Origin of the sequence: Laedolimicola sp. (genome assembly GCF_051972735.1) — a bacterium.
In the GTDB taxonomy this organism is placed as follows: Bacteria; Bacillota; Clostridia; order Lachnospirales; family Lachnospiraceae; genus Laedolimicola; species Laedolimicola intestinihominis.
Genome location: NZ_JBOKYU010000011.1, coordinates 12,171 through 37,703, shown reverse-complemented (window position 1 = coordinate 37,703; position 25,533 = coordinate 12,171). Strand labels below are relative to the sequence as shown.

18 protein-coding genes are annotated in these 25,533 nt (G+C 52.3%); 1 reads left to right on the top strand and 17 read right to left on the bottom strand.

Features of this window, described 5'->3' with window-relative positions:
- The 16 genes from ACTRC3_RS04555 to ACTRC3_RS04480 all read right to left on the bottom strand — a co-directional run.
- A partial coding sequence (locus tag ACTRC3_RS04555) for an ATP-dependent metallopeptidase FtsH/Yme1/Tma family protein (RefSeq protein WP_440321877.1) occupies positions 1 to 273 on the bottom strand: 273 nt, incomplete at its 3' end.
- Between the two features lie 204 nt (positions 274 to 477).
- On the bottom strand, positions 478 to 3,138 hold the full coding sequence (locus ACTRC3_RS04550) for an ABC transporter permease (RefSeq protein ID WP_440321876.1): 2,661 nt from the start codon (positions 3,136 to 3,138) through the stop codon (positions 478 to 480).
- Positions 3,135 to 3,818 (bottom strand): ABC transporter ATP-binding protein, encoded by a 684-nt coding sequence (locus tag ACTRC3_RS04545; protein ID WP_440321874.1) that lies wholly within the window; start codon positions 3,816 to 3,818, stop codon positions 3,135 to 3,137. The genes ACTRC3_RS04550 and ACTRC3_RS04545 overlap by 4 nt, the downstream gene beginning before the upstream one ends.
- A gap of 143 nt (positions 3,819 to 3,961) precedes the next feature.
- On the bottom strand, positions 3,962 to 4,951 hold the full coding sequence (locus ACTRC3_RS04540; RefSeq protein ID WP_440321872.1) for a sensor histidine kinase: 990 nt from the start codon (positions 4,949 to 4,951) through the stop codon (positions 3,962 to 3,964).
- A 95-nt stretch (positions 4,952 to 5,046) separates the two neighbouring features.
- Positions 5,047 to 5,715: a response regulator transcription factor gene (locus ACTRC3_RS04535; RefSeq protein ID WP_440321870.1), complete on the bottom strand. Its 669-nt coding sequence runs from the start codon at positions 5,713 to 5,715 to the stop codon at positions 5,047 to 5,049.
- 75 nt (positions 5,716 to 5,790) lie between these two features.
- The gene (locus ACTRC3_RS04530; protein ID WP_440321868.1) at positions 5,791 to 6,360 is read right to left on the bottom strand and encodes a peptidylprolyl isomerase; all 570 of its coding nucleotides are present in this window, start codon (positions 6,358 to 6,360) and stop codon (positions 5,791 to 5,793) included.
- A gap of 12 nt (positions 6,361 to 6,372) precedes the next feature.
- Positions 6,373 to 7,452: a M24 family metallopeptidase gene (locus tag ACTRC3_RS04525; RefSeq protein ID WP_440321866.1), complete on the bottom strand. Its 1,080-nt coding sequence runs from the start codon at positions 7,450 to 7,452 to the stop codon at positions 6,373 to 6,375.
- Between the two features lie 24 nt (positions 7,453 to 7,476).
- Entirely contained in the window at positions 7,477 to 8,313 is an 837-nt protein-coding gene (locus ACTRC3_RS04520) for an ABC transporter permease subunit (protein ID WP_178038207.1), read from the bottom strand.
- Positions 8,310 to 9,332, bottom strand: coding sequence for an ABC transporter permease subunit (locus tag ACTRC3_RS04515; protein ID WP_178038206.1), 1,023 nt, complete (start codon positions 9,330 to 9,332; stop codon positions 8,310 to 8,312). Before ACTRC3_RS04515 ends, ACTRC3_RS04520 begins: the two co-directional genes overlap by 4 nt.
- Positions 9,333 to 9,555: 223 nt before the next feature.
- Complete coding sequence (locus ACTRC3_RS04510; RefSeq protein ID WP_178038205.1) at positions 9,556 to 11,175, bottom strand: ABC transporter substrate-binding protein; 1,620 nt, start codon at positions 11,173 to 11,175, stop codon at positions 9,556 to 9,558.
- A gap of 53 nt (positions 11,176 to 11,228) precedes the next feature.
- A complete protein-coding gene (locus tag ACTRC3_RS04505; RefSeq protein ID WP_158363116.1) occupies positions 11,229 to 12,206 on the bottom strand; it encodes an ABC transporter ATP-binding protein in 978 nt (325 codons plus the stop codon).
- Positions 12,207 to 12,212: 6 nt separating this feature from the next.
- On the bottom strand, positions 12,213 to 13,205 hold the full coding sequence (locus ACTRC3_RS04500) for an ABC transporter ATP-binding protein (protein ID WP_440321864.1): 993 nt from the start codon (positions 13,203 to 13,205) through the stop codon (positions 12,213 to 12,215).
- Between the two features lie 250 nt (positions 13,206 to 13,455).
- Positions 13,456 to 20,592: a TIM-barrel domain-containing protein gene (locus ACTRC3_RS04495; RefSeq protein ID WP_440321862.1), complete on the bottom strand. Its 7,137-nt coding sequence runs from the start codon at positions 20,590 to 20,592 to the stop codon at positions 13,456 to 13,458.
- A 23-nt stretch (positions 20,593 to 20,615) separates the two neighbouring features.
- Positions 20,616 to 21,173, bottom strand: a complete 558-nt coding sequence (locus ACTRC3_RS04490) for a hypothetical protein (protein WP_178038202.1) — start codon at positions 21,171 to 21,173, stop codon at positions 20,616 to 20,618.
- A gap of 318 nt (positions 21,174 to 21,491) precedes the next feature.
- Complete coding sequence (locus ACTRC3_RS04485) at positions 21,492 to 22,400, bottom strand: radical SAM protein (RefSeq protein ID WP_440321860.1); 909 nt, start codon at positions 22,398 to 22,400, stop codon at positions 21,492 to 21,494.
- 56 nt (positions 22,401 to 22,456) lie between these two features.
- Positions 22,457 to 23,710, bottom strand: a complete 1,254-nt coding sequence (locus ACTRC3_RS04480; protein ID WP_440321858.1) for a hemolysin family protein — start codon at positions 23,708 to 23,710, stop codon at positions 22,457 to 22,459.
- A 249-nt stretch (positions 23,711 to 23,959) separates the two neighbouring features.
- Here ACTRC3_RS04480 and ACTRC3_RS04475 point away from each other — a divergent pair, with 249 nt between their 5' ends.
- Positions 23,960 to 24,235: a DUF1294 domain-containing protein gene (locus tag ACTRC3_RS04475; protein ID WP_440321856.1), complete on the top strand. Its 276-nt coding sequence runs from the start codon at positions 23,960 to 23,962 to the stop codon at positions 24,233 to 24,235.
- Between the two features lie 59 nt (positions 24,236 to 24,294).
- Here ACTRC3_RS04475 and ACTRC3_RS04470 read toward each other — a convergent pair whose 3' ends face one another.
- Entirely contained in the window at positions 24,295 to 25,443 is a 1,149-nt protein-coding gene (locus ACTRC3_RS04470; protein WP_158363220.1) for a M20 family metallopeptidase, read from the bottom strand.
- Between the last annotated feature and the right edge of the window lie 90 nt (positions 25,444 to 25,533).

The window sequence follows — 25,533 nt, the reverse complement described above, 5'->3', positions numbered from 1 at the left end:
GAGACGGTTCACCAGATCCGGGTCGTTGAAGACGCCGGTCTTATAGTAGTTTACCGGATCCGCATTGTCGGAAAAGATGATCTGATTATCCTCCACCTGAACCTGCTGGATTTCTTTCTTATCCAACATGGTCAGGAAGGTGTCGTAGCCTACTTCTTTTACCGTAGGGCTCAAAACCTTCGGGAAGACAAACATATTTAACAGAATCATGATGACAATCACGATGGTGTAATAAAAAATAAATGGTTTCTTGTTGTTCTTGACTTCTTTCATCGCTATCTCCTGTCATAATAAAATGCGGCGGAAGCATGTCCTTCTTCAGGACCTGCCACCGGCAGCTCCTTACGCATGCTTCGCAGCCGCAGAGCCAAACTCTCTCATTCGGCGTTTTCATGTTAAGAAGAATAGCATTTTACGCCGGAAGAATCAATGAAGATTCCATAAACTTTTCTAAAAAACTTATGATCTGACATTTCCTTACAGGCTTTCCTGCCGGATACTATCGATGATATTGGCCTTCCGGAGCTTGCTTTTCGCATACAGCATGGTGGAAAATACCACCAGAAATACGCTGGCTATCACAACCACGATACTTGCCGCCGGTACATAGAATTCCGTATCCATACCGGATCCCACCACCCGGTAGATGACCCAGGTCACCAGAAGGGACACCGGCAGGCCGTAAAGCAGCGCTTTCAGTCCGTAAAGGACACATTCGTAGCTGAGCATTCGGTTCATTTCCTTTGGCGTCATGCCTACGGAGGACAGCACCGCAAACTCCCTCCGGCGCAGCAGAAAGCCCGTGGAAATGGTGTTGAACACATTGGCCGCCGCAATCAGGGAGATGAGGGCGATGAAGCCATAGGCAAAGATATCGACAGTCATCAGCATGCTCTTCATGCCGCGAAGCTCCTGGGCCGCGTCATTTACATAGAGATACTCTTCCGTATCTACCGTTTCTATCAGTTTATTCAGCTCCTCCGCCACCTTCTGATGGTTCGTAGCCTTCAGATACACACAGCCCCGGGGTAGACAGCTTTCCAGTTTTTCTCCGAGTAGCGATGCAAGCTGGCTTTTTGACACTACCATGCCCAGTCCCATATCACCGGCAAAGAGATTCATGGGGCCGCTTTCTATCAGTTTTGCCGCATAGCCTGTGACAGAAATCTGATAAGGCTCCTGATCCACCTGACCTCCGTCCGCTTCTTCCTGGGCCTCCTGCCATGCGGTATAATCGGTAAGCATAATCGTTATAGGCTCCCCGGCAGATTTCAGAGTTTTCACAGTCTGGTATCGGCCTGTGGCAGAATGGTAGGCCCGGACCTCATTTCCTATCATAAGCGGTATCTGTCCGTCCTTTTCCTCCGGCACCGCGAGCCCTGCGGAAAGCAGCCATTTCTCATAGTCTTCATCGGAAAGCACAAGCAGTTTTCCATCTAGGTGAAGATAGCCGTTCTCATCTTTCTCCATTTCCCAGAGCTCTTTCCTGGCGCTTTCATCCATCTGCTCCGGCTTCAAGAGAATATCCGGATAACATTCCTGCACATACAGGGCCTGCTCCACGCCGTCCACAGACGCGATTTCCTGCCGAAGCTTTGGATCATGCACACCGTAGACCGACACATCATATTCCGGCACCGCCTTCGCATCAAACAGACTCTTTTTCAGATAGGTGGAATAGGAACTGGCCGACACAAAGAGCACGATGCTGATAAACAGGGACAGCACCGTCGCCCGGTACTGCTTCTTCGCCCTGGAAAAATACCGGTTCGCCAGCCCTGCGGGCAGCCCGAACAGCTTCTGACTGAGGCGGCCTGTTTTGCGGGTTCTTTTTTGTTCCCGTCCGGAAATCCGGATATCCCGGGAAAGCCGGATGGCTTCCATGGGCGGAATTTTCGCTGCCCGTCTGGCCGGAATCCAGGCGGAAATCAATACGGTCACAAGGGCCGTCAACGCCGCAGTCAGAAGGGCCGGCCAGGACGCGTAAACCCGCATGGGAATCTCTCCCTCATAAATATATCGAAAGGATCCGGAGGTAAGGGAAAGGGCCACGCCAATTCCCGCAATGCCGGACAGGATGCCGAAAGGAATTCCGATGCTGCTTAAAATCAGCGCTTCCCGGTATACCATGCTCCGCAGCTGCCGGGGCGTCGCGCCGATGGACGCCAGCAGGCCAAACTGCTTCGTCCGGTCGCTGACCGAAATGGCAAAGGAATTGTACACCAGGGAGACGCCTCCCGTCATAATCAGAAGAATCAGGATCACGGACATGCCGTAAAGCAGACGCATAAACGCGCGGTTCGCAGAGATTCCCTGTGTCCGAAGAAGCTCGCTGTTATAGGTAACGCTGTAATCGTTCAGATACGCATCAGTAAACTCATAGATATCCCCTCCCTTTTTCAGCTTAAAAAAGCTGGTATAGAGGCAATCTGACACCGGAGACGTATCTTTCCGGGTAAAGCACAGGAAACCGGCGTTGTTCCATCCGTAATACGGCTCCTCCATGTAGCCCACCACGATGTATTCCCTGGGTTCCCGGATCTGAAGTTCTTCTTTTCTCGCGTCCACATCCGGATTTTCCTCATCCCTGTATACAACCGGATTCTCAGCTCCCAGCCGTTCGCCGTTTAACAGGCGCTCTCCCAGATCCAGAGACAGGGTATCACCTACCGCCACCGGTGTTCCATTCTGTTCCAGCGCCCATCTTGCCTGATCTGACAGAATCAGCTCCCGGTCATTTTCCGGCAGTTGTCCTTCCGTCACCCGGATAGGCATCTGTTTCTCAAAATCCGCGTCGATTCCGACCACATAGTAATAGGGCAGCCCCGAACTATTATGATAAGACGGCTTTACCCCGTCCAGGGCGTAGCCCAGTTCCTGCCAGGTGACCTGCATGGTGACTTCTTCCATTCCGGCCAGCTCTTCCACCTTTTTCTCCGGGATTTGCATGGCCTCCCCATGCCAGTCTCCGTTTTCCGCAATCACATTTTCCAGCATATAGTGCTGCAGGCTGGAAATAAAGGTAGTGACAGCCGTCAACATGGCGGTGGCCAGCAGGATTCCGATGATCGTAACCATGGTCCGGGTCCGATTGGCCTTCAGGGTTTTCGCCGTCAGTCTGGTAAATACGTTCTTCATCGACGGATCACCTCGTCTCTGGCAATACGGCCATCCTCGATGGCGATGATGCGATCTGCCTGAAGAGCCAGATTTTCGTCGTGGGTGATCATAACCAGGGTCTGGCTGTATTTTTTGTTGGAGAACTTTAAGAGCTCCATGATTTCCTGACTGTTCCTGGAATCCAGGTTGCCGGTGGGCTCGTCGGCCAGCACGATGGCCGGAGCGTTCATCAAGGCTCTTCCGATGGACACCCGCTGCTGCTGGCCGCCGGAGAGCTGGTTGGGCAGATGATTCTTCCGATCTTCCAGGCTTAAAAGTTTCAGGAGTTCCTGCAGGCGCTCCTCTCCCACCTTTCGGCCATCCATCCGCACAGGCAGGGTCATATTTTCCACCACGTTCAGGACCGGAATCAGGTTATAGAACTGGTAAATCAGGCCTACCTCCCGCCGCCGGAAAATGGCCAGTTGCTCCTCGTTCTGACCGTAGACGTCAATGCCGTCCAGGTAGACTCTGCCCGAGGTGGGCCGGTCCACGCCGCCCAGGATGTGGAGCAGGGTGGATTTACCGGATCCGGAAGGGCCGATGATGGCCACGAATTCGCCACGCTGGATATAGAAGGATACGTCGTCCAGGGCCCGCACTTCGTTTTCACCGGAGCCGTATACTTTGGTGAGATGTTCTGCTTTTAAGACTTCCATGTCTGCCTCCTCTTGAGAAATGGGCGCGGCGGGGCTTTCCGTGTTCGTGAAGCGCTCCCGGACGGCCGGTTTCCCGTTTTATGGGTTCAGTATACAGGGCGCGGATGACGGGAGCGTGACTTTCCGGTGACAGATTTGTCACTTTACACGATACTTTTATAAAAGCGAATCGTAAATTTTGCTCCGCCCTCTGACCGGTTTTCCGCCTTAATGGCTCCGTTCTGCTGCTTGATAATCATCCGGGACAAAGCCAGTCCGATGCCGATGCCGGAGCCGAAGGAGCACTTTCCTTTATAAAACCGCTCAAAAAGATGCGGCAAATCCTCCGGAGCGATGCCCGGACCGTTATCCTCGATGACCAGCTCGGTGTAGAGGCTATTTTCCTGAGCGCGCAGCGTCAGGACGCCGCCCTCGCCCGCATGCTCCATACAGTTTTTTACAATATTGCTGACCGCCTCACAGCTCCAGGAGAAATCCCCGGTAAATGCGGTCTCTGCCGGAATGTCCAGCTTCACCTGCTGCTCCCGCAGCTCCATGGGGATGGCGAAGGGCTCCAGCACGCTATCCATGAGTTTCTGTACCTCTACCTGTTCCTGTACAAATACCGCGGTACCCGCGTCAATACGGGAGATTTTAAGCAAAGCCTCCACCAGCCAGCTGATGCGGCCCTGGAGTTGTCCGGCCTCGTAGAGGAGCTTGCGACGCTCCTGCGGGTCGGTCTCCTGGCCCAGGCGGGCCAGCACCAGGTTCAGGGAGGTCAGGGGCGTCCGCAGCTGATGGGAGATGTCCGCCAGGGAATCGCTTAAGTATACCTTCTCCGCCTGCAAATGATCGGCCTGCTCGCTCAGACGATTCAGCAGCTTCGACAGCTCATTGGCCAGAATCTCAAGCTCTCCCTCCCGATACTGGGTAAAATTCAGATCCCGCTCTCCGTGAAGCATCCGATCCGTGTCCGCGGCCAGCTTTTCCAGACGGCGGTAGCGGCACAGCGTGAAGGCGAGCCACAGGGCAATGACCAATACACAGCCAAGAACCGCCAGCAGGAATCCGGCCATAGCCGCCTGCTGTCGTATAAGAAAAAAGCCTGCCGCTGCCGTGATGGCAGCGACGCAGGCCGATATAAGTACGCTCATTCTGAATTCTTTGTCTCGTAGATATCGCATGGATTCCTCCCATACTTTATGCTTTCCATCTCTTTTGCTCTAAAATCAACAGCCAAATTCGTTTTTTATTCCAGCTTGTACCCGAGTCCCCGCACCGTCCGGATAATCGTCGGATTCTGCGGATCCGTCTCTATCTTTTCCCGCAATCTTTTGATATATACGGTCAGCGTATTGTCATTCACAAACTCCCCGGCGGCATCCCAGATTTCCTCCAGAAGCTGTCCCCTGGTCAGTACCATGCCCCTGTGATTCAGGAAGAATAACAGCAACCGGTACTCCAGCGCCGACAGGCAGCAGTCCGCGCCGCCCTTCGTCACCAACGCCCGCACCGTATCCACCCGCAGATCCCCAAGCTCCACGATAGCCCCAGTCTTCCCGCAGCGGCGCAGCACGCTCCGAATCCGGGAAATCAGCTCTCTTGGCCGGAAGGGCTTCCTAATATAATCCTCCGCTCCCAGGTCAAGTCCCGTCACCACGCTGAATTCATCCCCCGAAGCTGTCAGAAAAATCACCGGCGTATCCGACTCCGCCTTCACCGCCGAGCACACTGTGAATCCATTGCCATTCTGCAGGGACACGTCCAGCAGCAGCAAATCAAAGCTTTCCTTCTGAAGCGCTTCCAGCGCCTCTTTCTGCCCCGCTTCCGCACGCACCTGAAAGCCCTCCGCCTTCAGCACCGCGCTCAAGTTCTCGATAATCACCCGGTCGTCCTCGACCAGAAGTATGTTTGTCAAGTCTTCGCCTCCCCGATAGATGTCTGTTTCTGCAAATCATGTTAATTCTAACATAGGTTTCTTCTGTATTCTTTTTTATTTCCAGCAGGGCGGCAGCTTCTGCTCCTTCATGCGGATCGGCTCAGGATAGGTCTGGCCGCGGAGCTCCAGCTCTACACGGTCGATGATTTCCGGTTCTACGGGCTCGTTGACTTCGACGCCGGGGATGGGAAAGTCTACGGGGACGGTTTTTACCTTTTCCAGGCGGTAGATTTCGTCCATGCCTTCCAGGACGCGGCCAAAGACCGGATAGACGCCCTTATGGTCGGGGCAGTCCCGCAGGGGGAAGAAGAACTCGCAGGAGGCCAGGCCGTCCGCGCCATAGCCGCCCATGCAGACTGCGCTCGGATGGGAATCCAGGGGTGTGATCTCCGGGTGAAGCTCAAATTCGTTGGGAATCAGATACTGGGCTTCCTTTTTGCCGAAGGCAGTGTAGCTCACATCGATCCAGCTGCCCGGGACGATGCGCTGGATGGCGTGGTGATCCATGAGACCGCGGGAGGCCACGTAAATAAAGCTGTTCACTGTGTTGGGCGCTGCCTCGGGCAGCAGCTCTATCACAATCTTTTTTCCGTTTTTCATATATAAAACAGCAATCGGATTCATTTTAATTTCTCCTTAACCGATGATCTCCAGTTCCTTCGGATAATGGTTCAGTACCTCGCAGCCCTCCTCGGTCACCAGCACCAGATCCTCCACCCGGACGCCGGTGTCACCGGTCAGGTAGATACCCGGCTCGATGGAGAAAATCATGCCCGGAACGGCCTTGTCCGTATTCACGGACGATACATCGCCGAACTCATGCTCCCCAAGGCCGATGAAATGACCCAGACGATGGGTGAAATAGGGTCCGTAGCCCGCTTCGGTGATCAGATCCCGGGCTGTTTTGTCCAGCTCGCAGAGCGCAATACCCGGCTTGATTTTCGCGATAGCGGCCTCGTTGGCCCGGCGCACCGTATTGTATACAAGCTGATGCTGCTCGCTGGCCTCCTTGTAGTAGAAAGTACGGGTCATGTCAGAGCAATAGCCATCCTTGATGCAGCCTACATCGAAGAGCACGCAGTCGCCCGGCTTCACCACAGTGTCGTCCGGCGCGTGATGGGGATCCGCCGCATTTGCTCCAAAAGCCACCAGGGGCTCGAAGGAAAAGCCGTCGGCTCCCAGATCCTGATAGATTTTCAGTGTCTGCTCAGCCACCTCTTTCTCGGTGACGCCCTCATGAATCAGGGTCTTAAACTTCGCAATGGCTTTATCATTGATATCAGAAGAGACGCGCATCAGCTCCTGCTCCCCGGCATCCTTGACGCCGCGGGTCTTGTCCACCGCCAGAGACGCATTGACAAAACCTGTGGCCGCTTTCCTTTCCATCAAAGGAAGCAGAAAACGAGCAGTCAGATCCTTATCCACGCCCAGTGTCTGATCGTGATCCAGATACTTCGCCACAATCTCGGCTGCCGGATCCGTATCGTCATACCAGACCTTCTCCACACCCACCTCTTCCGGTACGGTGAACAGCTTGTTCAGGAAATACACATGCTTTCCGTCCGCTCGTAGGTACAGGGCGTAGAAACGCTCGAAGGGCGCGATGTATACGCCGGTCAGATAGTAGATGGACATGGGATCCACGATCAGCATCTGACTTAAGCCCATTTCCTTTAACGCATCCAGCACACGTTTTACTCTGTTCTCTTTTAACATAACTTCCGTCTCCTCTCTTGCCATTTAAAACTGCTTTCTCAGCTTCGGATCCAGCAGATCCCGCAGACCGTCGCCGATGAAGTTCGCGCCCACGGCCATGGTAAAGATCGCCAGTCCCGGGAAGCCTGCCACCCAGAATTTATTGAAGTAGCCCACACCGTCGGACACCATCATGCCCCACTCGGGCGTAGGCGGCGCGGAGCCAAGGCCTAAGAAGCTTAAGGTCGAGAACATCAGGATCTGATTTCCGATATCGGTGGTCGCCATAATCAATACGGAGCTGATACTGTTCGGGATAACTTCTTTCAACAGAATCCGGAGCCGGGACGCGCCCAGCGCCTCGGAAGCGGTCACATATTCATTTTCCTTGACGCTTAAGACAACGCTCCGCATGAGTCTGGCGTAGGTGGGCCAGGCCACGATGACCAGAGCGAACATGGTGTTGAACAGGTTGGAACCCATCACAGCGTTGATGATCATGGCCAGAATCAGGGACGGGAAGGACAGAATCATCTCCGAGAGACGCATCATTACATTGTCCACCCAGCCGCCCACGTAGCCTGCGATGGCTCCGTAAAAGGTACCGATGACGCCCGCGATCACCACCGTCAGGCAGCCTGCCAGCAGGGAATACCGGCCGCCGTAAATCACGCGGCTGAAGATATCCCGGCCAAAGTTGTCCGTACCGAAGAGATGCTCCGCCGACGGCGCCTGCAGACGCAGGGTCAGATCCTGGGCAATGGGGTCATAGGGCGCAATAACCGGCGCCAGAATCGCCAGCAGGATCCAGGCCAGACAGATGACAACGCCCAGAGTAAATAAATAGTTGGATTTGAACATTTTTTTGATTGAACGAATCATCCGTTGCACCTCACTCTCGGGTCAATGACGCCATAGAGAATATCCACGACCGTATTGATCACCATGTAATTCAAAGCTATCAGAAGTGCCACTCCGATGATGGACGGATAATCCACGGAAAGCACCGACTCATAGGCAAACTGTCCCACGCCGGGCCAGTTAAAGATGGTCTCCACCAGTACCATGCCGCCTAAGAGATTTCCCAGACCCAGGCCGATGACGGTCAGCACCGGAATCAGCGCATTGCCCAGGGCATGGCGTACAATTAGTCCCACACGGCTTAAGCCCTTGGCTCTGGCCGTACGGATATAATCAGTGGACATGACATCCAGCAGGTTCGACCGGGTCGTTCTGGTAATCAGGCCCATGGTAAAGGCCGCCAGCACCAGTCCCGGCAGAATCAGATGCTGCAGGGCGTCCAGCGCCTTGGCCGGATTTCCCTCGATGAGGCTGTCGATGACATACATACCCGTCACTGTGGCCGGAGCGGAAAAGCTGTTGCTTAAACGGCCCGGTCCCGGGAAAATATGTAATTTATAATAGAAGAAATACAGCACTAACAGGGCGAACCAGAAGCTGGGGATGCTGACGCCGGTCACGGACAGGGCGCGCACCGCCTGATCGAGAATACTGTTTCGTTTCATGGCGGAAATGACGCCGAACAGGATACCTAAGACCGCCGCCAGAATAATCGCAAATAAAGCCAGCTCAATGGTCGCCGGATAGCATCTGGCCAGCTCATCCAGCACCGGCTTATTGGTACGGATAGACGTACCCAGATCCAGATGCAGCAGATTTTTGATATACAGGATATACTGTACAAAGACCGGCTGATCCAGTCCGTATTTGGCCCGATAGGCTGCTACAACCTCGGGATCATTTAAGGCTCTCTGGCTTAAGTTCGCCACGGTCGGGTCGCCCGGTATCATTTTCGTCAGAATAAATACCAGGGTGGCCACGCCGAAGAGCATAACGACCAGATAAATCAGTCTCTTTCCTATAAATTTCAGACGTTCCATATTCCACCTCGTTTTTCTTATTTCCGCCGTGCTCCGCTCACGGCCCCGTTTCCATTTCCCACGGAGGACAGGTACTTTCGTCAGCGCTGCCGTTCCACTCTGTCCAGAGTGCGTCAGCCGTTCACGACAATATCTGCCTTCGGAATCGCCGCTTCCGAAAAACGGCTTTCGGACGGAAGAGAAATCCCCTCCGTCCGCAAGAGCTGTCCTGTATTTCTGAAGCTTACTGAATGTTAATCAGTGTCAGATCAAGCGCGTAAGGATCGGAGATACCTACGCCGCTCAGTCTGGTGTTGTAAGCGATATGTGCCGGTGCCTGTGCGATCATAACGAACGGACCGTCCTCGTACATGGCGTCCTGAATCTTCTCCAGAACCGCGATACGTGCGTCGTTGTCGGTGGCCGCCATGGTCTCCTGATACATGTCTGCCAACTCCTGATTCATATCAGCCGTCCAGCCTGCACGAAGTCCTACCACTCCGCCCGGCAGGAACTCCAGCTGTACGTTCGGGTCGTTGTAATCGGTTCCCCAATACATTACAGTAAAGCCCAGGGTTCCGTCACGGTAAGCGTCGCCGTAGCCTGCTGCCCAGGGCTGCGCTACGATATTTACATTGATACCGATCTGTGCCAGATCGTCCTTTACCTTCTGGGCCAGGTCAGACAGGAGTACGCCCTCCATATCCAGATCGCATACGGTCATGTCTACATCGAAGCCCTCTGCGTAACCAGCCTCAGCCAGCAGAGCCTTTGCCTCTTCCACGTTGGTGTAATCCGCCGCTCTCTCACCCTTGCTTCCCATGAAGCCCACCTGAATGATGTCATAGGGCGTCAGCGTACCCTCGCCGCAGATGGTCTGGATTCCGGTGTAGTCCAGAGCCTTGCGGACTGCCTGCTGTACCTTCGGATTTGCCATGGGACCGCTATAGGTCTCATTCATGTTCATCATCACAAAGCCTACGGTCTTGGTAGCGCCATTGATGATCTCGATACCGTCAGCGCCCTGCAGCTCTTCCATGGTATCGTCAGTCATGTTCATGGCCACATCGATATCACCGCTGGACAGAGTCATCATCTGGGTGTTGGAATCCGGTTGGATCTTGATGATGTATTTATCTACGTTGGTTGCCTTGCCCCAGTAGTTCGGGTTCTTCTCCAGAACCACTTCCTCGTCCGGAGTATAGCTGGTCATCACATACATACCGGAGCCTGCGCTGGTGGTATCCAGGTAGGACTGTGCGGTATCGGTGGTAGCCGCGTCCTCAGCGTCAGTTCCACCATTCTCCTTTACAACGGCACTGTCCAGTACAGACAGGGAGCTGTAGGTCAGCTTGGAAAGGATGGCGCTGTCCTGCTGATTCAGATGGAAAACGATGGTCTTCTCATCGGGAGTCTCGATGCTGTCGATGGTATCCGCGATGAAGGCCGGGTTGCCCTGCAGGTTCTTGCAGCGGTTGATGCTGAAGGCCACATCCGCAGAGGTCATGGGGTTGCCGCTTGCGAAGGTAATGCCGTCCTTCAGGGTCACAGTCAGGGTCAGGCCGTCCTCAGAGAACTCGTAGGTGTCAGCCAGACAGGGTTCGGGAGCGCCGTCGTTGCTGTAGAATTTGAACAGGGTCTCGTAGCACGCGTTTACGATCATGGGCGGATATTTCTCATAGACATAGCCCGGATCCAGGGTAGAAAAACCGGAACCCATGGCTACCACTACGGTACTGGAGCCGGAATCTCCTGACGCCGCGCTGCTTCCGTCAGAAGACGCGTTGTCGCTTCCACCGCCGCAGGCTGCCAGGCCGAGAACCATGGTCAGGCTCAGTGCCAGAGCTAAAAACTTCTTCTTCATAATATTGCCTCCTTTTAAACTCTATTGAGACGCCCGGATGGGCGTTGTCTCCATTATTTTTTCTCCAGACCATCATACAGGTGACAGGCTACATAGTGTCCTGCCTCCACCTCCCGAAGCTCGGGAACCTCTGTCTTACACCGGTCACACGCCTTAGGACACCGGGTATGGAACCGACAGCCTGTCGGCGGATTGGAGGGGCTTGGAACCTCTCCCTCCAGATGGATGCGCTTAACGCTACCCTCCCCCACCTGGGGAATGGCCGACAGCAGAGCCTCCGTGTAGGGATGATAACGCTTCTCATATAACTGATCGTAATTCGCGATCTCCACCATTTTTCCCAGATACATGACGCCTACCCGGTCGCTGACCTGATAGACCACATTCAGGTTATGGGAAATGAAGAAGTAGGTCAGTCCTAACTTTTCTTTTAATTCCTGTAGCAGATTCAACACCTGAGCCTGTACGGACACATCCAGAGCGGACACCGCCTCGTCGCAGATGATAATATCCGGCTCCAGAGCCAGGGCTCTCGCAATTCCGATTCGCTGCTTCTGGCCTCCGGAAAGCTCATGGGGGTAACGGCTCAGATGATAGGTATCCAGGCCTACCAGATGCATCAGTTCCTCGATGCGGGCATCCACATCCATCTGTCCCTTCAGGCCGTGAATTTCAAAAGGCTCCATGAGTATCTGCTTTACGGTTCTTCGGGGATTCAGGCAGGCCGACGGATCCTGGAAAATGATCTGGGCCTTTTTCCGCATATTTTTAAGCTCTTTTCCCTTTAAGCCCGCGATATCCGTGCCATCCAGGTAAATGTGACCGTCCGTGGGCTTCAAAAGCCGCACCAGGGAACGTCCCAGAGTACTTTTGCCACAGCCACTCTCGCCTACCACGCCGAAGGTCTCGCCCCGCATGATCTGAAAGCTCACATCGTCCACAGCCTTGACCGTACCTGATTTTTTGTCTTTTCCTTTAAAATATACCTTCACATGGTCGGCTTCCATCAATACGTTATTCTGATTTTCCATCCTGATTTAGGCCTCCTCGTTCTCTTTCGCGTACTGCCAGCAGCGCACCAGGCGTCCATCGGATAGCTCCGCCATGGGCGGCTCCGCTTTCCGGCACTGGTCGGTGGCATAGGGACATCTGGGAGAAAAGCTGCAGCCCTCAATACGCTCGGTGGGGTTCGGCACCATGCCCTCGATGGTCTCCAGGGGATTCCGTTCTCTGGTAATCTTCGGGATGGCGTTCAGAAGTCCCTTGGTATACGGATGCTTCGGACTTTCAAAGAGCTCCTTCACCGGCGCCTGCTCTACGATGTGGCCGGTATACATGACAATCACCGTATCGCACAGCTCGCTGACTACGCCCAGGTCATGGGTAATGAAGACGACGGAGGTTCCCATGCTCTCGTTCAGCTCCCGGATCAGGTCGAGAATCTGGGCCTGAATGGTCACATCCAGTGCTGTCGTAGGCTCATCCGCAATCAAAATCTGAGGCTGACAGGCCAGAGCCATGGCAATCATGACACGCTGACGCATACCGCCGGACATCTGATGGGGATATTCATGGGCCCGGACCTCCGGATTCGCAATGCCCACCGCCCGCATCATCCGCACTGCCTCTTCCATGGCCTCTTTTTTCTTCATGCCACGGTGAAGCCGCAGGGATTCCGCGATCTGCTTTCCGCATTTGATAATCGGATTTAAGGAAGTCATAGGCTCCTGGAAAATCATGGAAATCTCATTTCCACGGATCTTCTGCATTTCTTTCTCCGATGCTTTCACCAGATCCTTTCCATGATAAAGAATCTCTCCTCCGGTAATCCGTCCGGGCGGGTTCGGGATCAGCTGCATCATACCGAGAGAGGATACGCTCTTGCCGCTTCCGCTCTCCCCTACGATGCCCAGCTTTTCGCCTTTATGTAAGGTATAATTCAGATGGTCGACCGCATGTACGACACCCTCAACAGTCTGGAATTCCACGCATAAATCTTTGATTTCTAATATCGTCTCTGCCTGACTCATGTTTTCCTCGCTTTTTCACTTTACACTCTTAAAGTATTGACGCGTTAATACTTACGTATGGTAACATATGTTTAATAAGATACCACATTTTCCAGAAATTTTCAAGCTGTGATTTCACAAAGACGGCAACACTGTGGCCTGATGGGAACAACCTGGAATAGGGAAGACCGGCCTCCGTGCCAGAGGCACGAAAGCCGGTCTTCCTGAATAAGGTGGAAAAACTTAACTTGTTACTTTAGATTGTTGCTTTTTATTTCATTCTTTTTCTGCGAATCAGCGCCAGTACAGCTGCTGCGGCTGCAATCAGTACCACGTACAGCAGCGGCTGTGCAGTATCACCGGTCTGTGCAGAAGTGGTGCTCGTGGTGTTGGACTTGGAGCTGCCGGAGCTTCCGGAGGAGTTCTGTTTCTTATTGTCCTCATCCTTCTTCTCGGCCACAGTCTTCAGATCTGCTACTGCAGTCTTCAGAGCGTTCAGCGCATCGCTGATTTCCTGAGAAGTAGCGTTCGGGTTCTTCAGAATCTTCTCAGCATTGCTCAGAGCAGTAGAGAATGCCTTCCAGCTGTCTGCTGTGTAGTCCTTCTTCTCTCTGTCCTTATTGCCGTTATATACAGCCTGCAGTTCATCCTTTGCTGCCGGGGACTGACCTGTGGTCAGTGCTGCGGCTGCCTCTTCCAGACCCTTCAGTGCTGCGCTTACCTGATCTGCGGTTGCGTTCTGGTCGTTCAGTACAGCCTGTGCATGTGCAAGAGCTGCGGAGAACTTCGCCCAGCTGTCTGCTGTGTAGTCGCCCTGCTTCTTGTCTGCATTCTTGTCAACTGCTGCCTTCAGTGCATCCTTCACAACCGGCTGATCCGGATTCGGTAATTCTTTCTTCACCAGACCCTTGTATGCGTCTTTCAGTGTCTTTACAGCTGCGTCTACAGTCTCCTGTGTCGCGTTCTCGTCTGCCAGTACATTCTGTGCTGTCTTCAAAGCCTCTGCAAATGTCTTCCAGGTCTCGTCGGTGTAGTTCTCCTGCTTCAGATCCTTGTACTTGTCTACAGCCTCGGTCAGTGCTGCCTTGTCAGCCGGCTCCGCAACCTTCTTGCCATAGAAATTAATCTCGGACAGACGCGCGTAACTTACGTCCTTGCCGCCGGTCTTTGCGCCGTGGATGATAACCTTTACGTGCGTGATGTTTGCCTGCTCCATACGGATGCCGGATCTCATCTCATTCTCATCAATGGTCTTTCTTCCTACGGATGTGAAGTTCTCGCCATCGGTGCTTACCAGTACCTCATAATCGGTTACCTTACCGTTGCCGGTATTTTTCACGATTTCTACCTTCTCCAGGTCGTATGCGTCGCCCAGAGCCAGGGTAATCTCCTTCGGCAGTCCAACGTTGTTTCCGTAGTACGGGGACTCCCAGTAGTTGGTCTCATTGCCGTCTACCAGTGCGCTCGGTACGTTCTCCTCGCTGTACGGCGCGTCTGCGGTCATACCGCTCTTGTCGGTGATAGCCTCTGCGGTCAGCTCAGATTCTTCCAGCGCGTCAGCCGCCTTCTTCATGGCCGCGATAGCCTTCTTCACATCGTCCTTGGTGGCCTCTGTGTTATCCTTTACAGCGTTTGCTGCGTCGATGGCGTCAGTCAGTGCCTTGAAGCTCTCCTCGGTGTAGAACTTCGGGTTGGTCTTGCTGTACTCGGTAATCAGCTCAACCAGTTCGGTCTTGTCTGCGCCTGCCAGTACGGTGATTTCGTAGGATGCGGTGATCGGCGCTGCCTGATCCTCGCCCTCTGCCTGTGTAGCGGTATCCTGCATGGACTCACGTGCAGTCAGAGTAATGGTGGCCTTGCCCTCGCCTACTGCGTATGCCTTGTAAATCGGCAGACCGTTCTCGTCAGCCAGGGTGATGATTCTTACAACATCCTCGTCGGAGGAGGTTGCTACGAAGTACGGGTTGGTTGCGTTCTCCGGCTCGATGGTTGCGTTGATATCTGCCATGCTTCCTGCGTACAGTTCTTTTACGTTGTCCTCAGCCGGGGTAATCTTGGTTACCGGTACCATGTTAACCTTTGCCTTAAGTTCAAGCTCGCTCAAGGTCAGCATATTGGTTCCGCTTGCTTTATTTGCAGTTACAGATACCTTGGTTACCTTTGCGTCTTCCTTCGGGTTGGTGAACTCAAACTTGGTTCCCTGATCCTTCAGGTTCACATCGGCGGTTGTGCCATCTTCATAAGTGAAGGTTGCGGTAGCGTCTGTCATGTATCCGTTACCGTAAGACGGTGCGTTGTATACAGAAACTGTGCTTACGGTATCTGCCTTCTTCATATTCATATGAAGCGTTACCGGCATTTCTACATATTTTACGTCTTTGTCTACATAGTTGTTTGCGATATCCCACAGGAACTCGAAGTTACGTCCCTGACCGCCGAACAGACCGGAGAAGCTGCCCTGCTGGATCATCTTCTTCACATTGTCTCCGTCGTCAGATGTGAGAACATCGTTGGTCATGGTCATGGTAAAGTCGCTGTCGTAGCTTAAGCTGCCGTCTGCTGTCGCTACTGTCAGAGTAGACAGGGTCAGCATGTTCTCTACAGACGCGCCCTTTGCGTTTGCTACGGAATTTACAGTTACATCTACCTTGGTTACAGTCTTGTCTGCTTCTGCGTTAAATGTAAACTCAGAGTAATCTGCTGCGGTCGCCCAGTCCAGAGACTTGCTGTCGCTGCTTGTGCCGCCATCGCTGTAAGTAAACTCAGCGGATGCGCTTGTTACATAACCGTTTGCCTTATTGGCATTCTGCAGGGTTACGGAGGTCACCTTCCTGGTGTTGTCAGCCTGAACAGCTACCTCTTCCTCTGCTGTCTGTACTTCTACATCTTCTGCTTCGTCTGCCACATCCTCTGTTGTATCTTCTACAACCTCGTCTGCTGCATCCTGCTTCACATCAATATGGAAGGTAACCGGAACCTTTACGTACTCCGGCAGACCCTTTACAGTGGTGGTCCAGTCGTTCGGATACCATTTCAGCTCGAACTCACGACCCTGAGAACCGTTGAACAGTCCGTCATAGCTGTTGCTCTCGATGAACTTCTCTACGTTCTTTCCATCATCCTCTTTCAGGATGTTGTTGGTCATGGTCATATCGAAGTCCTCACCGTAGGTGTAGGTCTTCTCGCCGCCTGTTACGATGTCCGGAAGCTCCGGTGTGGAGGAGCTCTCGCAGTTAATCAGATCGAACTCCGGTCCAATCAGCATTACCTGACTCAGATCCATTGCCTTTGCGTCCAGCGTAAAGTCTTTCTTCGCCTTCATGGTGATGGTGGCAATGACGCCGGTTCCGCTGTAGGTTGCCTGGTTTCCTCTGTTGGCGAATGCCAGGTTCACATAAGCTGTTCCGTCCTCATATACCTTGTTTACTGTCAGGTTCTCCATCTGGGAGATGTCGAAGTCTGCAGTGGTGTCCACATACTGGAGTACAGCCGGATCGTAATCCAGAACCTCTCCAAATGCGTTCAGGTTCTTTACATTATCTGCGTATACATCTACGGTAAAGGTCTCGCCTTCCTTCACGTCTGTTGCGCTGGGCAGCAGAACGATGTTGCCGGATACCTTACCAGTCTTCTGAGTACCGCCATCCAGGTTGAACATGGTGAATGCGTAATCCCATACATCGTAGTAGCCATTGCCGTTAATATCGCCGAATCTCTCCTCAATCTGCTTCACGAAGGTCTCTCCGTCCTTCTTGGAGAAGCCGAGGTAGTTCTTCATGTTGGTGTAGTCGCCGTCTGCGACGGTTCCCAGGTTATTGGTACTTCCTACCGCAAAGCCGTTGGTTCCGTCCTTCTTGTAGATGGCCAGCTCGTCGCCGGAGAAGAAGTTGCCCTTGGACTTTGTGATAACAATCTTTACATAACGAGCCGCGCCTCTCAGCGGGATCTCTTTCATGTTCTCTGCAATGCTTGCCTCTGCATTATAGGTCCAATCCGGGTGTTCAGAACCGATCCACTGGGTGGTCCAGTTTACGCCGTCCAAACTGGTCTCTACGTTCATCTGCTGTACTGCGCCGTTGCCGTAGTTATCATGTCTTGCATAATACTCCAGCTTATCCAGCGCGTAGGCCTGACCGTAATCGAAGATCATCGGGATGGCGTCTGTTACAACGTCGCCGGTGGAGTGGAACATGCCTGCTGCCTCGCTGATATCATGGTCGGTCAGGTTAGCCAGCTTGCCCCAGGCATCTCCGCCTGTCCAGGTGATTTTTTCCGGCGTCGGTACGTTTCTCCAGGGATCCAGAGAAGTGGTGGCGGTTACTTCCTCAGACCATTCAGAGTAGCCGTCCTTATTTCTTGCGCGTACCTTATAAGTATGTGTAGAGTTGTACTTCAGATCGGTGTGCGCGAACTCGGTTGCGTCGCCTGCAGTGTTGATGATGCCGTCTACCAGAATTTCGTAGCTGGTTGCGTCATCTACAGCATCCCAGGTCAGGGTGTTGCTGGTCGGGGTCTTTCTGGTCACGTCATCGGTCAGGTTAGCCGGAGCAGCCAGATCCGGGTTCAGCTGATTCTTGCTCATGTCGCCGTTGTTCTCAAAGCCTTCCAGAACCAGGGTCTGTGCATTTGCCTGAGAATCGGTGTTGGCGAACTTCACATACAGCTTCGGAGAAGACGTCTGATCCTTCATCATTGCCGCGAACTCATCCTCTGCCTCTACGCCGTAGTACTCGATAGCCGGGGACTCGTCATAGTAATAAGCGAAGGTGCCTGCTGCCACATCCGCGTTCAGAACCTCATCCTTGCTGTTCATCGCTACCTTAGTCAGCTCTGTGGAACCGTTCTGTGCTGTGATAGCAGTCGGCTCTTTGGAAACATTGACTACGAAGGTAGTGTTCTTATTTTTATCATACCCTGCATAGCTTCCGCTTGCCTTCTCAGCAGTCAGGGTTGCCACGTCGCCTTCTACCTTGGAAGTAAACTTCTGAGATACATGTTCGCCATAGGATACGTCAGCTACAGTTCCGTAACCATCCACCTCGGTGGTCTTGTTCTCTGCGGTGATTCCGTCATCCTCATACATGGTGTACTCGGTGGATCCTGCCGGCCAGAACTCTACGCTGCGGTTTGCCTTGTTGATCTTGGACGGGCTGTTGTTCTCCTCCCACATGGGGATGATGGAACCATTCTTTACAAAGATCGGAAGCTTCCAGATGGGAGCGTCGAAGTTGTTCAGGGTCTGTCCGCCGTAGTACTGCTCGCCGGTGAAGTAGTCGATCCAGATCTGATCTGCGTCCGGAAGGTAGATGCCGTTTCTCACATCATTTCCCTGGGAGTCGCTGGATGTATTCTGGTAAATCGGTGCTACCAGCACGTTGGAGCCGAACATGTACTGATACTGCATATCCTTGGTGCTTGCGTAAGCGTCACCCGGATACTCCAGGAACATAGCACGGATCATCGGAAGTCCGGTGTCGCCGTTGCCTGTATCCAGGTTTGCCGCAGCTGCCGCGCTGGTGTAGATGTACGGCATCAGCTGAGCTTTCAGCTTCAGGTACATTCTGTTGATACCGGTGTACGGATCGCCGAAGGTCTGCGGAGTCTTCGCGTAGCTTCCCCAGCCGTCCATGTTCAGCATCAGCGGCGTGAATACCTTCCACTGGGTATCACGGGTGGATACAATCTTGTCTCCGCCGAAGATACCGTCCATATCACTACCGATATTCGGGTTACCGCTTAAGGACTGTCCGATGTAGGTCGGTACGTGGAAGCGGATGTACTCCCAGTTTCCGCCGTACTGGTCGCCGGTCCAGATAGCGCCGAAACGCTGTGTGGAAGCCCAGCCGTCCAGGGTGATAATGTTCGGACGCTTGCTTACGCCTGTGGTTACGATATCGTAAGCAGTCTTGGTACCGTTCAGAGCGAAGTTGTAGCCGTAGCCTACCCATGCAACATCAGTCTTCAGGGTAGTGATTCCGCCAACTTTTACCTCTTTCTCGAAATCACGAAGCAGGTGCCAGGAGGTGTTACTGTTGGAATCCGGGCTCAGATTGCTCTGTGTCCAAAGACCTGTCTGCAGACCCTTGCTCTGTGCATACTTGGTGAACTCTTTCAGATTGTTTACATTGGCGTCTACTGCTGCAGTACGCTCTGCACTGCTGCTGCCGTCCGCGTTCACGCCGCCGGTCTGATAGTAGCCGTTCTGACCATAGCCGCAGCCATATCCGTCGTTGGGAAGGAAGTAGCCGATGGGCATGTCATATTTGTCGTACTGATCGATGACAGCTCTTGCGGAATACTTGGAATCGGTATTCACGGACGGATACTTGTCCAGCGCAGTAGTCGGCTTGGTTCCGTTCAGCGTCTCGGAGCTCATACCGTCCTTCAGCACATAGCCTGTGCTCATACCGGACTCATAATAGGAAGATGCAATCGGCACCTCGTCTGCAGTGGTTGCGGACGCGCTTCCCTTGATCTCCCATTTCTTGCTTCCGCTATTGTCGGACCAGGAGTCACGGTTGTAGCAGTTTAAATGTCCCTCATAGAACGCGTACTCCGGAAGGAGAACCGGAGCACCGGTTACATGGTAGTACTCGCCCAGAAGATCCTGTACTCTCTCAGCTGCGTTTGCGCCGTCGGACAGGAAGATGTATGCGTCGTACTCATTCTCGTTGTGAGCGGTTGCTACGGTATCTGCAGAGTTATTTCCGAAGTCGTAGGAACCAGCCAGAAAGGTATTACGCAGTACGCCGTAACCGTTACTGGAGTAGTAGAACGGGTTCGGAGAAGCGACACCGCCGTCTACCCAGTTACTCTCATTTGCGATATGGATGGTCTCGCCTGTATGTACGAAACGGCCGTTCTGTGTACCGCCGCCGTAGAAGTTCTCGCCGCTGTTCTTAACCAGGCTCTGTGTGGTCTTGGTTCCGAGAGAAAGCGGTGCGCTCTCCTGCATTACAACATTGTCGTTGTAAGCTACGGTCATTTTTGCGGTATCTTTATCAAATGTAATCTTTGTCTTACCAGCTGCGATTACAATATTTCCATTCTCATCGGATACTTTCGCCTTCGGGTGGCTGTACTTATCGGAAGAATCCGGATACTGTGGAATCTTCGCTGTGTCTGCTGCGTTGTTTACGGTCGCATATTCTGAGAACTTTCCGCTCGGATCTACATTGTAACGGAAGATCCCGTCCTCGAGAAACGTGATTTTTCCCTTTACATCACCATTGTTGAAGCTTACTTCTACCACATTGTCGTTTGCTCTCGCTGACTTTACAGAAGACAACGGGCCGTTAAAGGCTGCTTCTACAGTCGATGCGGGAAACTGGGGCGCGATGCCTGCCACCATTGCTGCTGCAAGTACGATAGATAAGAACTTGCTGCTCATTTTTTTCTTCTTAATCATAATTTCCCTCATAAATTTTTTGTTTACTTTGCTTCGATTTCATTTTCCTGAACCCAATCGTCAAAAGCCGTCTCGCCGACGCCCAGATGATAGGTGTCCAGATAGCTTCCGTCCTCGCCGTTTACCACGTAGAACACTCCGGGAACCGTATTAAATTCGGGGAACAGCTCCGCAATCCGCGCTCTGTTCTCTTCCTCAGACGTTTCTTCGTAGTCCAGGATAACCTGATACATGGTTACCGCATGGGTTTCGACGTAGTCCACAAGCATGCTGTGGAATTCCTGACAGTATGGGCACTCGATTGTCACAAAGGATACCAGAAAGGTCTCCCCTGCGTTCAGCTTCTCTTCCATTTCTGCCATAGAAATGCTGATAATCTGTCCCGATTGTGTGCTTTCCTCTGTCCCGATCTCTTCCCTTTCGGTACCGTTCTCACTATCTTCCCCTGTTTCCGTCTCAGAAACTGCTGTTTCGGCAGCCGTTTCTTCGCCGGTCTCCTGCTTTGCAGAACCGCAGGATGTCACGCCGCACATGGCCAGTATGACGCTTCCCAGTATCAGCACTTTTTTCATTCCACTCACTCTTTTTTCGCCCTCCCTTCTCGGTTTTATCGTTGTTACCAATGCCGGAAAATCCTTTATCAATAACAATATACACATTCTATAAAAGAAAAAAAAAAAAAACAATTCCTCCGTCGAATTGTACAAAAGATTGAGCGTATAAGCCAACTCGAATCGTCGATTCAAAACATAAAAAGGGGAACGGCCAGCAAAATTTGCAAACCGCTCCCTTTTTGTTACATTTATGTGCCCAAATTAACACTTTTTAGTGAATCTTTGTCACTTTTCGTTTATTTCTTTTGTTAAAAATCACATTCTGCCGGATTCTTTTGTTACATTTTATACGGGCTTCTCCGGCAGGACGCCCTCGCAATCGAAAGCTGGAATGAAGCTTTCCTTCGCAGTTTCCCCCTCCTGGATGAAGGCATTTTCCACGCCCAGGGACAGGGTGTAATCGAGCAGCCGCCCGTATTCCCGCTTCGTCACGCGGCGGTTGATTTCCGGCCATCGCTCCAGACCGGGCAAGGGAGTATACTGGTTCATCAGGCTTAAGTACACTGTATCCCCATAGGCCTCGTAGACATATTGTACTACCCCTTTCGCGTTTTTCAAATGATTCGGCAAAAGAAGGTGACGAACGATGACTCCCTTTTTCATCATGCCAGCTTCGTCGAATACCGGTTCTCCGATCTGGCGCACCATTTCCTGAAGAGCCGCTTTCGCCACCTCCGGGTAATCGGGCGCATGGGAATAGATTGCCGCTGCTTCCCTGTCCATGTATTTGAAGTCGGTCAGATAAATATCCACAATACCGTCCAGCATTTTCAGCGTACTGACTTTTTCGTAACCGCTGCAATTATATACAATTGGAAGCTTCAGGCCATTTTCCCGCGCCTGCTGCACGGAGCGGATGATCTGCGGCGTGTAATGGGTGGGCGTCACCAGATTGATATTGGCCGCGCCCTTGCCCGCAAGCTCCAGGAAAATCTCGGCCAGCCGCTCTTCGGTGACGTCAATTCCCCGCTCAGCCCCGGCAATATCCCGGTTCTGGCAGTAGACACAGCGCAAAGGGCAGCCGCTGAAGAAGACCGCGCCGGATCCGGCGTCGCCGGAGATGCAGGGCTCCTCCCACATATGCAGCGCCGCCCGGGCGCATTTGATGGTTTTTCCGGTCACGCCGCAAAAACCGCGCCGACCGTTTTCACGATCGGTGCGGCAGTCGCGGGGACATATTGTGCAGTTAGACATATTTACTCACTTTGTTCGCAGCGTGGCTGTGAACATTTTCCTTCCCCGTACTTATTTTATTTCTCCTCGGAAGTCTCTTCGTCTTCCACTACTGTCTGTTTCACCCGGATCTCATCCACATGATGGTTTCCGACCTTCGTTACTTCGATTTCCAGGCCCTTATAGGTGAGCTGGTCGCCCTGCTCCGGTACCCGGCCAAACTGCTCCATGACCCAGCCGCTGACCGACACCATCTCGGACTCCTCGTCCAGCTTAAAATAATCCGCAAACTCCTCAAAATCCATAGATGCGTCAATGAGATAAGTGTCCGGCGCTATCCGGCGCAGCAGTACTTCCGCTTCCTCATGCTCGTCCCAGATCTCGCCTACCAGCTCCTCCAGAATGTCCTCCATGGTCACGATACCACAGGTTCCGCCATACTCGTCCACCACGACCGCCACATGGGTCTTGGCTTTCTGCTGTTTCTTCAGAATCATCCGGATAGGTTCGCTCTCCAGAACAAAGATGGCCGGGGAAATGATATCCTTCACTTCTTTCTCTGTAATGCCGCAGCCCACATAGAAATCCTTCCGGTGAATGATTCCGAGAATATCGTCGATGGTATCCTGATAAATCAGCAGACGGGAAAATTTCGTCTCGGTAAACATTTCCGCGATCTCTTCCTTGGTAGCCGTGATCGGCAGAGCCGCCAGATCCGTCCGGTGAATCAGAATATCCCGGGCTTCCTGATCGGAGAACTCGATGGCGTTCCGGAGAAGACCGCCCTCGTCCTCGTCAATGGTGCCGTCCTCCTGAACCTCATTTACCAGAGTCAGCAGCTCCTCCTGGGACATCTTGGCGCTGGGCTCCAGATGAAAGATCTTGGTCAGCAGCTTCTGCCAGCCCACAAACAGGATGTTCAGCGGCAGGAAAATCCAGATCAGGAACTGCACGACAGGTGCCGATAACATGGCCAGCTGCTCCGGACAGTTATTGGCGATACTCTTCGGGGATATCTCGCCGAAAATCAGTACTACAATGGTCACCACAATGGTAGAAAGCGTCGCGCCCATATCGCCGAACTTCAGGGTGAACAGCACGGTTCCCACAGAGGCCATGGCAATATTTACGATGTTATTGCCTATCAGAATTGTGGAAATCAATCTGCTATACTGCTCGTCCAGCTTGCAGACCAGCGCCGCGTTCTTGTTGCCCTTCTCTGCCAGCGTCTTCAGCTTCGTGGTGTTCATGGCCGAGAAGGCCGTCTCCGTAGCGGAAAAAAAGCTCGACAGTATCAGACAGACTACCATAATGGTAAGGTATGTACCCATAATAAAATATAATTCTCCTTTTTTGTATACACTTCTAAAATACGCACGAGTGCTTAATGATAATATTATATGAAACCCTTTTGTTCTTGTCAACCGGAACCAGCGGAAATGGAGGATTCTTTACAGATTCTTTATAATTGTATCTACTTTCTCTTCCTTCAGGCTGTGTTGTCTTCCGTCCATGACTTGACGAAACTCTGGAAATCCCGTATTCTAAATTCATCAAAATGTACTTTTCAGGAGGCTCTTATGCAATTATCCACACCTGTTATCCTTTACCTGCTCCTTATCAACCTCATCGCCTTCGCCCTGATGGGCGTCGACAAATCACGGGCCCGCCGTCACAAATGGCGGATTCCTGAAAAAACCCTGTTTCTCTCTGCTCTTTTGGGTGGCCGCGTCGGCGCCATTGCCGGTATGCAGTTCTTCCGTCATAAAACGAAGCACTGGTATTTTGTAATCGGAATGCCGGCTATCCTGGTTTTGCAGGCGGCAGGATATTTTTTCCTGAGCCATCGGTTTTAAGATTTCAAAAAAGCAGCGCACCCATTTCACAGGACGCGCTGCTTTTTTATTGGATTGGATTATTCGTTATACTCGTTAAATACGTCTAACGCACTCATCGCCAACAGCTTTACAGCCTGATGTAAGGTACGCTTTCCTTCTTCTCCGCCTGCTGCCTCAGCAAATTCCTTGGTATGCGTTCCCACATTCTCTTTCAGTCTTACATAGAACTGAATGGTCGGAATCTCATGAGATACGTTTCCTACGTCTGTAGAACCGATACCCTGGGTCAGATCACGCTCGATGTAATCCTCGCCGATGAACTCCATGTTCTTACGTACATAGTCAACCATTCTCTTATCGTTGCGGATATCCTTGACAACCTCATCTAACTGCTGTACTTCAACCTCTGTTCTGGTAGCGATTGCAGCACCCCTTGCGCAGTCCTTAATGATGTCAACCAGCTCCATCATATACTCATACTCCAGAGCACGGATGTTAAATACAGCCTTTGCCTCTGCAGTTATGGTATTGTGCGCGGTACCACCCTCGGTGATGATTCCATGTACACGGCTGAAATCCTTGAAATGCAGTCTCATCATATCAACTGCGTGGAACATCAGCTGTACGCCGCTCAGAGCATTTGCTCCCTTCCACGGGAATGCTGCTGCATGTGCAGGACTTCCCTTGAAGGTGAACTCCAGGGTAACGCATGCGAAGGAAATATCATCCGGCATGGACGCCTCGGTCGGATGCATCAGAAGCGCTGTGTCGATTCCCTTAAATACGCCGTGACGAACCATGATAGCTTTTCCGCTTCCCTTTTCCTCAGCCGGTGTGCCTAATACCTTTAACACGCCGCCAATTCCGTGCTTTTCCATAACCTCTTTTAATACGATGCCGGCTCCTGCCGCAGAGGTTCCGATGATGTTATGGCCACAGCCATGTCCGATTTCCGGAAGACAGTCATACTCTCCCATCAGAGCTACGGTCTTGCCCGGTTTTCCGGTATCATATACTGCCTCAAAAGAGGTGGGCAGTTCAGAAATTCCACGTTTTACTTCAAATCCATTGCTTTCCAGAAGCTTACAGAGTGCTTCCTGAGCCTTGTATTCCTTGAACGCCAGCTCCGGATTCTCAAAAATATAGCTACATACCTTCTCAAACTCTTCCTGTCTTGCATCTGCAAGTGTACTGATTTCCTGTTTTAATGTTTCTAATGTCTCCATATGCTTCTCTCCATTTCATTTGAATTTTATTATAACAGGAAATCCTCGCAGGATTTCCTGTTACTGTTCAAAATTTCACAAAATGTTATA

Coding starts and splice junctions, on each gene's coding strand:
- ACTRC3_RS04500 (WP_440321864.1), bottom strand. CDS start 13,205: ATGAGTCAGGCAGAGACGATATTAGAAATCAAAGATTTATGCGTGGAA.
- ACTRC3_RS04470 (WP_158363220.1), bottom strand. CDS start 25,443: ATGGAGACATTAGAAACATTAAAACAGGAAATCAGTACACTTGCAGAT.
- ACTRC3_RS04495 (WP_440321862.1), bottom strand. CDS start 20,592: ATGATTAAGAAGAAAAAAATGAGCAGCAAGTTCTTATCTATCGTACTT.
- ACTRC3_RS04480 (WP_440321858.1), bottom strand. CDS start 23,710: ATGGGTACATACCTTACCATTATGGTAGTCTGTCTGATACTGTCGAGC.
- ACTRC3_RS04505 (WP_158363116.1), bottom strand. CDS start 12,206: ATGGAAAATCAGAATAACGTATTGATGGAAGCCGACCATGTGAAGGTA.
- ACTRC3_RS04485 (WP_440321860.1), bottom strand. CDS start 22,400: ATGTCTAACTGCACAATATGTCCCCGCGACTGCCGCACCGATCGTGAA.
- ACTRC3_RS04550 (WP_440321876.1), bottom strand. CDS start 3,138: ATGAAGAACGTATTTACCAGACTGACGGCGAAAACCCTGAAGGCCAAT.
- ACTRC3_RS04540 (WP_440321872.1), bottom strand. CDS start 4,951: ATGAGCGTACTTATATCGGCCTGCGTCGCTGCCATCACGGCAGCGGCA.
- ACTRC3_RS04520 (WP_178038207.1), bottom strand. CDS start 8,313: ATGATTCGTTCAATCAAAAAAATGTTCAAATCCAACTATTTATTTACT.
- ACTRC3_RS04525 (WP_440321866.1), bottom strand. CDS start 7,452: ATGTTAAAAGAGAACAGAGTAAAACGTGTGCTGGATGCGTTAAAGGAA.
- ACTRC3_RS04530 (WP_440321868.1), bottom strand. CDS start 6,360: ATGAATCCGATTGCTGTTTTATATATGAAAAACGGAAAAAAGATTGTG.
- ACTRC3_RS04515 (WP_178038206.1), bottom strand. CDS start 9,332: ATGGAACGTCTGAAATTTATAGGAAAGAGACTGATTTATCTGGTCGTT.
- ACTRC3_RS04545 (WP_440321874.1), bottom strand. CDS start 3,818: ATGGAAGTCTTAAAAGCAGAACATCTCACCAAAGTATACGGCTCCGGT.
- ACTRC3_RS04510 (WP_178038205.1), bottom strand. CDS start 11,175: ATGAAGAAGAAGTTTTTAGCTCTGGCACTGAGCCTGACCATGGTTCTC.
- ACTRC3_RS04475 (WP_440321856.1), top strand. CDS start 23,960: ATGCAATTATCCACACCTGTTATCCTTTACCTGCTCCTTATCAACCTC.